Origin of the sequence: Christiangramia flava JLT2011, from assembly GCF_001951155.1 — a bacterium.
Lineage (GTDB): Bacteria > Bacteroidota > Bacteroidia > Flavobacteriales > Flavobacteriaceae > Christiangramia > Christiangramia flava.
Genome location: NZ_CP016359.1, coordinates 1,023,695 through 1,038,575 on the forward strand (window position 1 = coordinate 1,023,695; position 14,881 = coordinate 1,038,575).

8 protein-coding genes are annotated in these 14,881 nt (G+C 39.9%); 3 read left to right on the plus strand and 5 right to left on the minus strand.

Annotation, left to right across the window (positions count from 1 at the left end; genetic code table 11):
• From GRFL_RS04300 to GRFL_RS04320, 5 genes are all read right to left on the minus strand, one after another.
• On the minus strand, positions 1–1,386 hold the full coding sequence (locus tag GRFL_RS04300) for a CsgG/HfaB family protein (protein ID WP_083643460.1): 1,386 nt from the start codon (positions 1,384–1,386) through the stop codon (positions 1–3).
• Positions 1,387–1,391: 5 nt separating this feature from the next.
• Entirely contained in the window at positions 1,392–1,799 is a 408-nt protein-coding gene (locus GRFL_RS04305; protein ID WP_083643461.1) for a curli production assembly/transport component CsgF, read from the minus strand.
• 11 nt (positions 1,800–1,810) lie between these two features.
• Positions 1,811–2,551, minus strand: a complete 741-nt coding sequence (locus GRFL_RS04310; protein ID WP_083643462.1) for a CsgE family curli-type amyloid fiber assembly protein — start codon at positions 2,549–2,551, stop codon at positions 1,811–1,813.
• Position 2,552: 1 nt separating this feature from the next.
• The gene (locus GRFL_RS04315; protein ID WP_083643463.1) at positions 2,553–3,020 is read right to left on the minus strand and encodes a hypothetical protein; all 468 of its coding nucleotides are present in this window, start codon (positions 3,018–3,020) and stop codon (positions 2,553–2,555) included.
• Between the two features lie 75 nt (positions 3,021–3,095).
• Positions 3,096–3,878, minus strand: coding sequence for a hypothetical protein (locus tag GRFL_RS04320; protein ID WP_083643464.1), 783 nt, complete (start codon positions 3,876–3,878; stop codon positions 3,096–3,098).
• 507 nt (positions 3,879–4,385) lie between these two features.
• On the opposite strand from GRFL_RS04320, the gene GRFL_RS04325 reads away from it, so the two are divergent.
• Genes GRFL_RS04325 through GRFL_RS04400 form a run of 3 tightly spaced genes read left to right on the plus strand, consistent with a single transcriptional unit; the run spans position 4,386 to position 14,865 of the window.
• The gene (locus tag GRFL_RS04325; RefSeq protein WP_083643465.1) at positions 4,386–4,865 is read left to right on the plus strand and encodes a hypothetical protein; all 480 of its coding nucleotides are present in this window, start codon (positions 4,386–4,388) and stop codon (positions 4,863–4,865) included.
• 20 nt (positions 4,866–4,885) lie between these two features.
• Entirely contained in the window at positions 4,886–13,942 is a 9,057-nt protein-coding gene (locus tag GRFL_RS18005; RefSeq protein WP_157492993.1) for an HYR domain-containing protein, read from the plus strand.
• Between the two features lie 11 nt (positions 13,943–13,953).
• A complete protein-coding gene (locus tag GRFL_RS04400; RefSeq protein WP_083643466.1) occupies positions 13,954–14,865 on the plus strand; it encodes a PorP/SprF family type IX secretion system membrane protein in 912 nt (303 codons plus the stop codon).
• Positions 14,866–14,881 lie beyond the last annotated feature (16 nt).

Here is a 14,881-nt window from a genome sequence, read left to right on the forward strand (position 1 = left end):
TTAATTCTTTTGTTGTTCTGTTTTACCTAAATGAAAACTAACTCCAATACCTAAATTGTAAATAAAATCATTTCGCTTACCATTTATTCTATAATCTAACTCATCCGAGAGTAACAAAGAATGTTCTCCAAAGATTTTAAAGGATAGCTTTTCATTTATAAAATAATCCAGACCGATTCCATATTGCAATTTAAAGAAGCTGGATTGCGCATTAGATGGGGTTTTATCATCCTCTAATCCAAAAAGAATTCCAGGCCCTCCATATATAAAGGGAGTAAAGTCATCATCAGGTAATACCAGATATTGTAGATTGGTATCAAAACCTAAAAAGGTGCGTTCGAATTGAGTTGAATTTTTTAACGTAAAACCACTTAGAGCCAAATTGAAAGTAAAATTATTAGAGAATTTATTATCATAATTTAATCTCACAAGTGGCATCAGACGTTCCTGGGAATAGTCTCCACTTATGATAGAACCACCTATTCCAACACCTAAACTACTACCAAACCTCCGTTCTACAAATTTGTTATTATATAAACCAGCCTCTTGAACGTCTTCAAGTTCGATTTTATATTCCGAAATGAGCTTATCTTTTACTTCATCACAATCTTTGGTCTTCCATAAATCATCCTGCAACCCTTCTATAATTAAGCCTTCCACTGCCTTTTCAATTGCTTCTTTCACTGCTAATTGTACAGGTTCATTTCTGGTGAAACCCACTTCCGCCTCCATGAGCCTTTGAAAATTCACATATTTAAATAGGTTGCCACTGAGTGCTTGAGATAATATTGTTTTGGAGATATAAATATTCTTAAGTATTTTACCACTAGAAGTTGATATTGCTCGTAGGTATACCGTCACTCTATCCTGCCTGTATTGCGTGCTGCCTCCCACTCCAAAATACCGGGCTCCCATTCCACCCGTAATTATATTCGTATCATAACTTACTATACCGCCCTCTAATAAAACCCCAGCGAAAAGCAAAGGAGGCAACTGGCTTTGACTTTCTCCATTCCCTTCATATTCCTGACGGGTTGAACGGATTATATTCCTCTCGTTCAATAGGTTTCCAATATTTTCACGTTCAATCGGGGTAAACCAGCCTGATTCCTCGAGGGCATTTATTAAAATGGCCGTCCCCCCTTGTGTCACGGCAGTACTAAAAGTACTTCCTGCCTCAGAAGCTTTGTATTGTCCGGTCAAGTCACGAAAATTGTAGACTCCTACTACTACCTTCTCTTCCGGTTTAGGTAAATTTTGTAAGCGTTTAGTAATCCCTGTAGACTCACCATATTGAGCTTCGGTAAAGCTTGTAGGCTGGTTAAAATAAGTACTGCAGGATGAACATATTAGCATTACTAATATCAACAGTTTTCTATAAAACATAATTCTTAGCTATTAGGAATGATAATTTGAGTTTGTTCACCGGTACTGGTATCTAAAATTTTTATCACCAATCCAGCTTCCGAAGGGTAAATATCCACTGCTAAATTACCAAAGGTATATCGCCCTTCCTGTAGCTCTCCTTCACCAAATTGGTCCTTAAATAACTGACTGGTTATTTTACTGTAAAGCTGTGAATTGATGCTTTGTTCAAATAGATCGAGATCTGAGAGTTCGTCTAGACCGGCATCGGGATCTTTAAATTGATTTTGTGCCTGAGCCGAACTAAGTAACCACTGATAGTTAAATGTATCTCCTCCGAACGCCGGGTTAATTGGTTTATAAACCAAATCCTGCGCTGTAGTAAGTTGCACGGTGGCTAATAATAATATAATTAAAAGAAAAAATTTTTTCATAGAGATAGAGCTTAGTATTGTTTCATTTGATTTCGGGTCTTGAGGTATTCTAAGTACTTAACAAGTTGTTTAATACTAATGTCAACTTGTTCCCGGAGGTAGTCTATTTTCGGTTGCGCAAAAAACTGATAGATTATCTGATCACCCACTTTAATTAAAATCCTGGTTGTTCTACCAAAATTGATCATTTCACTGATAGTGATTATCTGATCAGATTTTTCTGGCAAGAGATTGTATTTTTGATAGAAAAGATCATAAAAATCTTTTCCTGCTTTGGTCTTTGTATCTTCAGTAACGAATCCCACTAGTTTGATTCCTTCATTTTGTTTTTGATAGGAAAAATTACCTGGATCTTCGGAATCTAAATTTGGTTTAATAATTTCTCTAAGGGTACTAATTAGCTGGTCATTCTCATCATAAAATAAAACGAGAAGCACCATCTCTGCAGGTGGTAATCCTAGGCGAAATTCTTCGATTTTTTTTACCTCATAAGATTCCAAAGTAAACCGTCCATCTAGAATCCTTGAATTTTCTTTTGCGGATTTATCCTGGAGTAAAAATTTCCATTCATATCTCAAACCAAATATTCGATCCGTTTGATTTTTAGCTATAAGCGTTAAGTCATAAGTTCTAGTTTCATGTGAAAATTCTTTTTTAATCTCAGGTAATACCTCTTTATTGAAATTCTGAGCAAAAATTTCTGAAGAAAAAAAACTTAAAAATAATATTGCTAAAAGTATTCGGAACCGCAAGTTAAAAATTGTGAATGGCTATGGACCTATAATTACCGGTCATACTTATTTTGAGATTTTCTGAAATGCTGTTTGAGCCTACTTTATATATCTGAAGATAATTTCCACGCTGAATTAATTGAGACCGTGAGTCTATACTTGGCGAGTTTGTCATATCATATATGCGATTCTGATGTCCTATTTGAACAACTTTTTCATCAAGATAATTAACTCTTTTAATCTTCACGACCTCATTAAGATCTCCTATTTGCTGAACTTCAAGCCTATCATTTTTTTTAAGACTAACATCAATCTGGACATCGTTTTGATTGCCTATTTGATTAATGTAGATCCCAGAAGATAAAGTTGGATTTGACTGATTAGCTAATACTGTAGCCTGCAACATCCTGGCATCAAAATTCTGCTGGCAATATAAATTCTGAAAAATTGAGAAACTCAATATGGTTCCAAGTATTAATATGGTTTTCATGATACTAAACGTTAAAAATCAGGAGTTACATGGTTCAATCATGCAACCCCTGATTAGTCTTATTAAACTGGAATCCTAGTTTGCGATTACAATACCGCTTTGAGTTACAGTAGAAGTATTAAAATTTCCAGACTGTGAAACAAAGCTAAATTGTTGTCCAGCCGTTTGTGTTACTGTACTAGAGTTATGGTTTCCTGTTTGGAAAGTCCATGAATCATTCTGACCTCCTTTTTGAGATACATCACTATAGTTATGATCTCCAGATTGCAGAGCGAATGCATCATCTCCCCATCCGTTTTGATCAACATAACTATCATTGTGATCACCTGTTTGGAAAGTCCAAGATTCATGACCTGCACCAGTTTGGAAGTCATCAGCCATGTTGTGATCACCAGACTGATATTGCAGTGACTTATGGCCAGAATTCAATTGCTGGATATCAGCTGAATTATTGTTTCCACTCTGAATCTGAGTAGCATAAGAACCAGTTGTTCCTGCTCCAGCTCCATTAGTATATGGCGAATCCTGATCTACGGTGGCTACGTTGTGATTCCCTGATTGCATTTGTAATGACCAGTTATCACCAGGTCCCTGAAGACCATCATCATTCTGAGATGATGTTGCAGTATTATGATCCCCTGTTTGAACAATAAAGGCCTTGTTAACCTGAGCACCTTGATCCACGTTCGCCGAGTTATGATCACCGGACTGATAAACAGAAGATAAATCATTTAAACCTGCCTGGTTCACCGTTGAACCGTTGTTGTTTCCTGATTGAACCACGAAACTGTCGTTGTCTTGAGCAAAAGCAATTGCCCCAAATAATAGCGCTCCCGCGCAAAAAATCGCTTTTTTCATAATAAAAAAATTAGTATTGGTTAAAAATTAATAAAAGAACTTCGAATGTCTTTCGTAAAACAATTTTGGGGTAAAAGAGGTAGGGTAAAATTAAAGGAAAACGGTTAGGGATCATTTTCCTTCGTTATAACAATATCAAATATAGAATTAAAAAAATACCATTCTAAAATTAATCGATGAATTACCAAATTAATAGTTAAAGTGAACATTTACTAACAATTTATTAAATAAATGATAAATGTTAACTTTGTTTTATCAAATATTAGACACACTTTCAGCTTTTCTCACTTTTACGTTAACATTCTTTTGAATTTTGTTGAATATAATCGAAAAGAAAATTCCTGTATTTAGTAATTGACCGATAAAATACTGTCTTTCAACTAAAAATAAATTTAAATACAGCTGGTTATCTGTCTGTAGTTTACATTTACTACGTAATTAATGTATGTCACCCCCACACAGCGCATTCATTTACTACCCCTCTTATAAATAATAAAATTTTCAGCCATGAGAAATCTAACTCTTTGGGCTATCTTATTATACTGTATTTTCAGTATATCCGGATATGGCCAAAATCAACTGATCGAACTTAATGATTATTTACAGAGTTCATCAAGTTCGCAAAAAATGCAAAAAAGCCAGCTTAATCCGTCTTTGCAAAGCTTGCTTTTTGACGTTCAGCCTACTCTAGTTTTGGAGAATGGTAAAATGAAGACCTTTGGCAATACCCCACCGTTAATTGCCGACATTGAAGCTGAACAGTTAAACTATTTGACCATTAACTCAGCCGGTAGAAACGTTCAGCTTCTTAAAATCAGAGTTTCTGAAAATCAACCGTTTCCAGCATTAGATTACCTGAAAATTTTCCCTAGTCTCAAGCACATCTATATCGAGGCTCCAAGCACCTGGAACAGAGGGAATATCGAAGCGTATGTAACCGAGACTATCCCCATCATAATTCTATATCAGTTCACTGAAAATGAATAATTGTTTGAACCCATAATATTATGAAAAAACAATACTCACCTATCTCAATTCCAAAATTCTTTCTTTTTGTCGTGGTTCTATGTGTAGGTTTTTCTACTCATTTGAATGCGCAAATTATAAAAGAATTCCAACCACGTTCCTCTCAGGAGACGCCGGAGAAAACCATTTATAATGTTCATGGTGACTTTACCATTATTGGAAACACCAATATGACATTACAAAATTATTCGGATACCAGGCTAAATAGTAATAATGTTATGATAGCTGTTGACACGGATAATGATAATAGTACCTCGAACAGCTCCTCAGCTCAACTAAATTATTCGATTGAAAACAATTTGAATCCTGATTGCACAGAGGTTGTATATGCCGGTTTGTACTGGAGCGCAAGAACTAAAAGTCAAGTATCAAATTCAATTAAGCGAAGTATAAAATTTAAAACGCCTAATGGTTCATATCAAACAGTTACTGCCAAGCCTGGTGATATCGCATTTCCAGGAGAGGAAGATATGTATGTAGCCTATACAGAAGTTACAGATTTAGTAAAAAATGCAGGACAAGGGGATTATTGGGTTGCTGATATGGCCATTTCTACTGGTAATGGTGGTAGTACTGGATATTATGGCGGCTGGAGTTTAATAGTTGTGTACCAGAATAGTCAAATGAATCCCAGAGACATTACTGTTTTTGATGGTTATGCTTACGTTGAAGGTAATGTTGTCGCCGAATACAATCTTCCAATTTCGGGATTTCACACTTCTCAGGAAGGTCCTGTAAATATGAAGCTTGGCATGGTTGCTAGTGAAGGAGATGTTGGTATTTCAGGAGATTATTTTAAAATAAAAAAGCATTCTTCAAATCAATATTTAACCTTACAACATTCTAAAAACTCTTCCAATAACTTTTTTAATTCCTCCATAGTTAATGATGATCCGCGGAATCCTAATTTAAAAAACAATACAGGAATTGATATTAGTATTCTTAATGTACCTAATGAAAATAATTCGGTTGTAACCAATAATCAAACCTCTACAACTTTTAAATACGGATCTACTCAAGACACCTATGTCATATATTCATTAGCGATGTCGGTAGATGCTTACCAGCCAGAAATAGAAGGAATAAGCTCCATCAGTTCCATCAACGGACAGAATTACACCTCGGGCACTACTGTTCAGCCCGGTCAGGAAGTGACTTATAAAATAGAATTACGAAACAAAGGTACCGAAGCGCTGGAAAATGTTAGTTTAAATATTCCTATACCTTATAATGCCACATATGTTTTAGAATCCGCATATACGAATATTTACTACGCTCCGAATCCTACTCCAAATTCCATTGATTATAATCCTAATCAAGGTAGCAATGGAGTGCTTACATGGGAAATCGGAGATCTTCCCGTGGTAGAAAACAACAACACTTTATTAGCAGAGCTGTATATCACCGTCAAGGCTACAGAAAACTGTACCTTATTAAAATATATAGAATGTCAAGGTAATTCGGGAATTAATTTTGTTGGCGCTCTCAATGGTAAAGGTAAAATCACCGGGGTTGGTTTTCAGAATACTGAATTAATTCAGGGCTATCAAACGAATGGGACTTGTATTGGAGAACCAATTCGTAATCCTTTATTTATTCCTATTGATTCCACACAGTTTATTCAGGATAATTGCAGCAATGAAAATGATTTAACATTCCAATTTTGCGATGGCGGATCTTCTATCAGTTTTTCTTCCATTGCAGATGAATTTCCAGTCAATACAAGGTTCTATGATTCATTTCCTTTAACCCAATCTTCTACTGAATATACTTTTGAAAATCCTTTTCCTAATTCCACAAAATCATATTTCGCTGTACTCCCTGGAGTAAATGATTGCTACATACCTTTTACTCTTCAAATTGAGGAATTGAAAATAGAATTCTCAGCTTTTTCAAAATCCTGTGACAATAGCTACGGTAGTATTTCTGTGGATAATTATGATCCCGCAATTCAATATATTTTATTAGACAATAACAATGCGCCAACAGAAATTTCGATTTCTGATTCTGGAATTTTCTTAGAACTTGAACCTGGCCAATACCGGATTAAAGCAACTAGCGAAAGATGTGAAATAATTTCTGCTATTATTACTGTTCTTGATGAGCAGGAAATACCGGAATTGCCATCAAACATAACGGTAGATCCTGCAACCTGCGGTTTAAATAACGGAAGTATTTCTTTTGACGTTAATAGTAACTACGAATATGTACTACGCGATGCAAACGAAATAATAGTAACAGGTGAAGGGACTTTTCCCAGTCTTGCTAGTGGAAATTATTCTTTAACGGTCTATAATAAGAATTGTCAAAATTCCACTATCATCGAACTTACTGAAACTCTGGATAATGTGAAACCAGTGATCACAGCATGTGCTGCTGATATTACCAACCAGCCGGCTGATGAGGGAAGCTGTTCTGCCACGAACGTGAACCTTGGAACTATCACCGCTACTGACAATTGTGACACTAACCTAACCATCACCAATGATGCGCCTAACGTATTCCCTGCTGGATCAACTACCGTTACCTGGACCGTCACCGATGACGCGGGTAATTTCACAACCTGCACCCAGGTAGTTACGGTCGTAGACAATCAGGACCCAAAAATCATCAGTTGTGCGGCTGATAAAACCGTAAATGCCGATGCTGGTCTTTGTACTGCTTCAGGAGTAGATCTTGGATCGGTGGAAGCTACTGATAATTGTGACACAGACCTTAGCATTACCAATAATGCTCCGGCAATTTTTCCAGCGGGAAAAACAACTGTAATCTGGACTATTACTGATGACGCTGGAAATTCTGTTACTTGCGAACAGGAAATTACTGTAATCGATAATCAGGATCCGGTTATTACTGCATGTGCTGCTGATATAAGTGATCTGCCAGCAGATAACGGAAGCTGTTCTGCTACTAACGTAAACCTTGGAAGCGTAACTGCAACTGATAATTGCGATGCTGACCTTAGCATTACCAATAATGCTCCTTCTGAATTTCCTTTAGGTGAAACAGTAGTTACCTGGACAGTTACTGATGATGCCGGAAATTCTGTAACCTGTGAACAAACAATCACTGTTGTAGACACTCAAAAGCCTGTCATCACTTCCTGTGCCAGTGATATTACTAATCAGCCTGCCGACGAAGGAAGCTGTTCTGCAACAAATGTGAATCTGGGAAATATTACGGCTACTGACAATTGTGATACTGACCTTACCATTACAAATGACGCTCCAACTGTTTTCCAGGCTGGTACTACCATTGTAACCTGGACTGTAAAAGATAAAGCAGGAAACATAGCCACCTGTACACAATCTGTTACCGTGGTTGATACGGAAGATCCAGTGATCACTTCTTGTGCGACAGACAAGACAGTTAATGCTGATAATGGTTTCTGCTATGCGACCGGTGTAGATTTAGGAAGCATTACCGCTACTGATAATTGCGATACGAATTTGGAGATCACCAATAATGCGCCTGCTCAATTCCCAGTAGGAACTACTACAGTAACCTGGACAGTAAAAGATGATGCGGACAATACCGCCATTTGTACCCAGAAAATAACAGTCGTTGACAATCAGGATCCAACCACCGAGCAACCAGATAACATTACTGTAAATGCAGATCCAACTATATGCGGGGCTACAGTGAACTTCAATAAAGTTGGTGCCGAGGATAACTGCGGACTGGAATCTGTAGAAATTACTGAAGGATTGTCCTCTGGTGAAGTATTCCCTGTAGGAACTACTACAGTAACCTGGACCGTGACCGATATTCATGGAAATACCACTACTGTTTCTTTCGATGTGACTGTGGTTGACAATACTAAACCGATCATCAGCTGTCCTGGTGATATGGTTGTTCCAACAGCCGAAGGTGAGGATTCTGTAATTGTGAACTTTAACGATGCTACAGCTACTGATAATTGTGATGTGACTGTTGAACAAACTGCGGGTCCAACTTCTGGTTCAGATCTGGCAATCGGGACTTACACTGTAGAATATACTGCAACCGATGCTTCTGGAAATACCGCTACCTGCTCTTTTAAGATTGAAGTTGTTGATGATGAAGATCCAACAATTAGTTGCCCTGGCGACATCTCTGATATTAATGACGAAGGCGTTTGTGGTGCTGTGGTAACTTTCGCAACACCAGATGCTTCTGATAATTCTGGAAGTGTTGCGGTAGAGCAAGTTGCTGGTCCTGCTTCTGGATCTGTATTCCCGGTTGGAACTACAACTGTAACTTTCAGAGCGACTGATGATGATGACAATTTTGTAGAGTGTTCTTTTGATGTAACCATTACTGATAATGAAGCTCCTGAAATTACTTGTCCGGCTGATATTGAAATTACTACTGAAGATGGCCTTTGTGGAGTGTCTTTAGCGAACCTTGATCTGGGAATGGCTACTGCTGCTGATAATTGTGAAGGTGAGATCACCATTACAAACAATGCACCAACCACCTTCCCTCTTGGAACTACTGAGGTAACCTGGACTGCGACTGATGCTAACGGAAACTCTGCTACCTGTGTACAGAAAGTAACTGTTAGCGATGATGAAGCTCCAGTTGTGACTCAAATAGAAAACTATACTGATATCGATACCGATCCGGAAACCTGTGGTGCTGTGATCAACTACGGTACTATTCAGGCTACTGATAACTGTGAGATCGAGTCGATCGAAATGACCGAAGGTATCGCTTCTGGTCAGGTATTCCCAGTGGGAATTACTACAGTAACTTATGTGGTAACTGATGCTTCTGGCAACCAGTCTACAATGACTTTCACAGTAACCGTGGTAGATAACGAAGATCCTATGATCACCTGTCCTGGTAATATCGAAGTATCAACTGCTGAAGGTGAAAACTTCGCGGTAGTTACCTTCGAAGATGCTACGGCAACTGACAACTGTGAGGTTACTGTTACCCAAACTGGCGGACAGGCTTCTGGTTCTGAGTTCGGTCCTGGTGTTCATACTATTGAATACACTGCAACTGATGCGTCTGGAAATACTGCGGTATGTTCTTTCACGATCACTGTAGAAGATGATGAGGATCCAACGATCACCTGTCCTGAAAATATTGTTCAGCCAAATGATCCTGGATTATGTGGCGCTGCTGTAGAATTCGCTATGCCTGAGTTTGCAGATAATTCTGGCCAGGTAACCATCGAACAACTAACCGGTCCTGCTTCAGGTGAATTCTTCGAAGTTGGAACTACAACCGTGACTTTCAGAGCAACTGATGCTGCCGGAAACACTGCTGAATGTTCTTTCGATGTAACGGTAAATGATACCGAAGCACCAACTACTGAAACGATGGAAAACATCACTGTGAACGCAGAACAGGAATTCTGTGGTGCTGTGGTAGATTTCGGAATGATCGGTGCTGATGACAACTGCGGACTGGAATCTGTAGAAATTACTGAGGGACTGGCTTCTGGTGAAGTTTTCCCTGTAGGAACTACTACAGTAACGTGGACCGTGACCGATATTCATGGAAACACCACTACGGTCTCTTTCGATGTGACTGTGGTTGACAATACCAACCCGATCATCAGCTGTCCTGGTGATATGACTGTGACAACCGCTACTGGTCAAAACTACGCAATCGTTGAGTTTGCAGACGCAACTGCAACTGACAATTGTGATGTGACTGTAGAACAAACTGCTGGTCCATTATCAGGATCTCAGTTCCCTATCGGTGATACTACTGTAACATTTACTGCTACAGATAATTCTGGAAATACGGCAGAATGTAGCTTCACTGTTACTGTTGAAGATGGCGAAGATCCTTCGATCTCGTGCCCTGAAAATATTGTAACTCCAAATGATCCTGGAATCTGTGGAGCTGCAGTGGAATTTGACATGCCTGAATTTGCAGACAATTCTGGAGAAGTAAGTATCGAGCAAATTGCTGGTCCAGCTTCTGGAGAGGTGTTCCCTGTGGGAACTACAACTGTAACTTTCAGAGCAACTGATGATGATGACAATTTTGTAGAGTGTTCATTCGATGTAACCATTACTGATAATGAAGCACCTGAAATTACCTGTCCTGCAGATATTGAAATTACTACTGAAGATGGCCTTTGTGGAGTGTCTTTAGCGAACCTTGATCTGGGAATGGCTACTGCTGCTGATAATTGTGAAGGTGAGATCACCATTACAAACAATGCACCAACCATCTTCCCTCTTGGAACTACTGAGGTAACCTGGACTGCGACTGATGCTAACGGAAATTCTGCTACCTGTGTACAGAAAGTAACTGTTAGCGATGATGAAGCTCCGGTTGTGACTCAAATAGAAAATTATACTGATATCGATACCGATCCGGAAACCTGTGGTGCTGTGATCAACTACGGTACTATTCAGGCTACTGATAACTGTGAGATCGAGTCGATCGAAATGACCGAAGGTATCCCTTCTGGTCAGGTATTCCCAGTGGGAACTACTACTGTGACTTATGTGGTAACTGATGCTTCTGGCAACCAGTCTACAATGACTTTCACAGTAACTGTAGTAGATAACGAAGATCCTATGATCACCTGTCCTGGAAATATCGAGGTTTCAACTGCTGAAGGTGAAAACTTCGCGGTAGTTACCTTCGAAGATGCTACGGCAACTGATAACTGTGAGGTAACTGTTACCCAAACTGGCGGACAGGCTTCTGGTTCTGAGTTCGGTCCTGGTGTTCATACTATTGAATACACTGCAACTGATGCCTCTGGAAATACTGCGGTATGCTCTTTCACGATCACTGTAGAAGACGATGAAGACCCAACGATCACCTGTCCTGAAAATATTGTTCAGCCAAATGATCCTGGATTATGTGGCGCTGCTGTGGAATTCGCTATGCCTGAGTTTGCAGATAATTCTGGCCAGGTAACTATCGAACAACTAACCGGTCCTGCTTCAGGTGAATTCTTCGAAGTTGGTACTACAACCGTGACTTTCAGAGCAACTGATGCTTCCGGAAACACTGCTGAATGTTCTTTCGATGTAACGGTAAATGATACCGAAGCACCAACTACTGAAACGATGGAAAACATCACCGTGAACGCCGAACAGGAATTCTGTGGTGCTGTGGTAGATTTCGGAATGATCGGTGCTGATGACAACTGCGGACTGGAATCTGTAGAAATTACTGAAGGACTGGCTTCTGGTGAAGTATTCCCTGTAGGAACTACTACAGTAACCTGGACCGTGACCGATATTCATGGAAACACCACTACAGTTTCTTTCGATGTGACTGTGGTTGACAATACCAACCCGATCATTAGCTGTCCTGGTGACATGACTGTGACAACTACTACTGGTCAGAACTACGCAATCGTTGAGTTTGCAGACGCAACTGCAACTGACAATTGTGATGTGACTGTAGAACAAACTGCTGGCCCATTATCAGGATCTCATTTCCCTATCGGTGATACTACTGTAACGTTTACTGCTACAGATAATTCTGGAAATACGGCAGAATGTAGCTTCACTGTTACTGTTGAAGATGGCGAAGATCCTTCGATTTCGTGCCCTGAAAATATTGTAACTCCAAATGATCCTGGAATCTGTGGAGCTACAGTGGAATTTGACATGCCTGAATTTGCAGACAATTCTGGAGAAGTAAGTATCGAGCAAATTGCTGGTCCAGCTTCTGGAGAGGTGTTCCCTGTGGGAACTACAACTGTAACTTTCAGAGCAACTGATGCTGCCGGAAACACTGCTGAATGTTCTTTCGATGTAACTGTTAACGATGATGAAGGTCCTTCGATTGAACAACTTTCAAATATTGAAGTAAGCAACGATCCTGGAACATGTGGTGCTGTGGTAGATTTCCTAATTCCTGAAGCGACTGATAATTGCGGAATTGAAAGTGTAGAACTTACTGAAGGTGCTGCTCCTGGAAGTGAATTCCCAATTGGAACCACAACAATCACTTACACCGCTACTGATACTAATGGTAATACAGCGACTTCAACTTTCACTATAACAGTGACTGATGATGAAGCTCCGGTGATCGAGTGTCCAGAAAGTATAAATATTCAGGTGGAAATTGGAACTTCCAGCGTCATAGTGAACTATACCATGGTAAGTTATACTGATAACTGCGAAGGAACCACTGTGGAGATGACAGAAGGAATTGCCTCTGGTGAGGAATTCCCAGTGGGCGAAACCACTGTTACCTACACTGTTACTGATGCCGCCGGAAACACAGCCAGCTGTAGCTTTACCGTAACGGTAGAAGAAGAACCGCTACCGGAACCACCAGGAGCTCCTGGAACAACCGTAACGCAGGCCACCTGTGCCGAGCCAACCGGAACTATTGTTGTGACCGCTGTGGAAGGTGTTACTTACAGCATCGACGGTGAAAACTACCAGGAAAGCAACACCTTCTCTGAAGTTGCTCCTGGAACATATCAGGTAACAGTAAAAGATGAATTCGGGCAGGTTTCCGAAGCAACAACAGTAACTGTTAATGAAGCTGTAGCTGCGGAAATTGAAACAACTGATGCAACGCTGTGTATTGATGATTCCACGCTGGACCTATTCGATCTTTTCCTAAGCGAATATGACGAAAACGGAACCTGGATAGATAATGACAATTCTGGAGCGTTGACCGATTCATTCCTGGATCCTTCACAGGCAGATTTAGGCACCTATACTTTTGATTACGTGATCGAAGGCAACTGTCCTTCAGTAACAACAGTAACGGTAACTATAAATGATGATTGTGTACCATTGGCCTGTACGGTTCAGGATGTACGCGACAACATCTCTAAAGTGGTAACTCCAAATGGAGACGGACGAAATGATTATTTCGAAATTGGCCAGGGAACCGAGTGTGACTTTACGTATGATGTGAAAATATTCAACCGTTGGGGTGCAGAGATTTTCACTGCCACCAGCTATCAGAATAACTGGGATGGTTTCTCTGAGAAATCGTTCACAAGTTCGAACCAGTTACCGTCAGGTACCTACTACTACGTGATCGAGGTAAGAAATACAGATTTCGAGCCAATAACTGGATACATCTATTTAGGAACAAAATAAAAAGGGAAACCATGAAAAAACAATTTCTAATCTTTTTAGTGATACTTGTTGCCGCCCCAGCTTTCTCGCAACAGCTCCCTCAGTTTACGCAGTATATGTATAACACCATATCTATCAACCCGGCCTATGCCGGTAGTCGGGATGCTTTTTCAATCATCGGGCTGCACCGCAGTCAGTGGGCAGACTTTGAAGGCGCACCAACAACGCAAACACTATCGATCAACTCGCCACTCAGCAATAATAAGATAGGTCTTGGCTTGTCTATCATTAATGACAACGCGGGTTACGAAAACTACACCTATGCTTATGGTGATTTCGCTTACCGCATTGACCTGAGTGCCGATGTAAGTCTGCGAATGGGATTAAAGGCAGGTGCGAGCTATTACAATCTTGAAGAAGAACTGTTCACAGAGCCGGAAGTTATGAACGATCCGTTTTTTCAGGATCGGTTGAACCGCTGGACGCCAAATTTCGGGCTAGGTTTTTATTTGTCGTCTCAGAATTGGTATATCGGGGCTTCAGCTCCTAAACTGATCAACAATAACAATAACGAGTTCAACGAATATCTGGCTCTGGAGCAGGTTCACTACTATTTAACAGGAGGTTATGTGTTTGACCTGAGCGATAATGTAAAATTAAGACCCACTACCCTGGTTAAAATGACCAAAGGAGCGCCTCTTTCCGTAGACCTTACGGCTACTGCGATCTTCAATGAGAAATTCTATCTGGGCGGATCCTACAGGATCGATGATGCGGTTGGTGCCTTCCTGGATGTGCAGGTCTTTAACGGCTTTCGTGCAGGTTATGCTTATGAATATCCAATATCTGATATTCGCCCGTACACCAGTGGCTCACACGAAATCCTGCTGATCTATGAAATCAGACTTAAAAACACTCGATACAAATCACCTCGTTTCTTCTAATTAAAGCCTGTGGATT

Bases quoted from the DNA above. Each gene is read 5' to 3' on its own strand.
- GRFL_RS04400 (WP_083643466.1), top strand. From the start codon at position 13,954: ATGAAAAAACAATTTCTAATCTTTTTAGTGATACTTGTTGCCGCCCCA.
- GRFL_RS04320 (WP_083643464.1), bottom strand. From the start codon at position 3,878: ATGAAAAAAGCGATTTTTTGCGCGGGAGCGCTATTATTTGGGGCAATT.
- GRFL_RS04300 (WP_083643460.1), bottom strand. From the start codon at position 1,386: ATGTTTTATAGAAAACTGTTGATATTAGTAATGCTAATATGTTCATCC.
- GRFL_RS18005 (WP_157492993.1), top strand. From the start codon at position 4,886: ATGAAAAAACAATACTCACCTATCTCAATTCCAAAATTCTTTCTTTTT.
- GRFL_RS04305 (WP_083643461.1), bottom strand. From the start codon at position 1,799: ATGAAAAAATTTTTTCTTTTAATTATATTATTATTAGCCACCGTGCAA.
- GRFL_RS04315 (WP_083643463.1), bottom strand. From the start codon at position 3,020: ATGAAAACCATATTAATACTTGGAACCATATTGAGTTTCTCAATTTTT.
- GRFL_RS04325 (WP_083643465.1), top strand. From the start codon at position 4,386: ATGAGAAATCTAACTCTTTGGGCTATCTTATTATACTGTATTTTCAGT.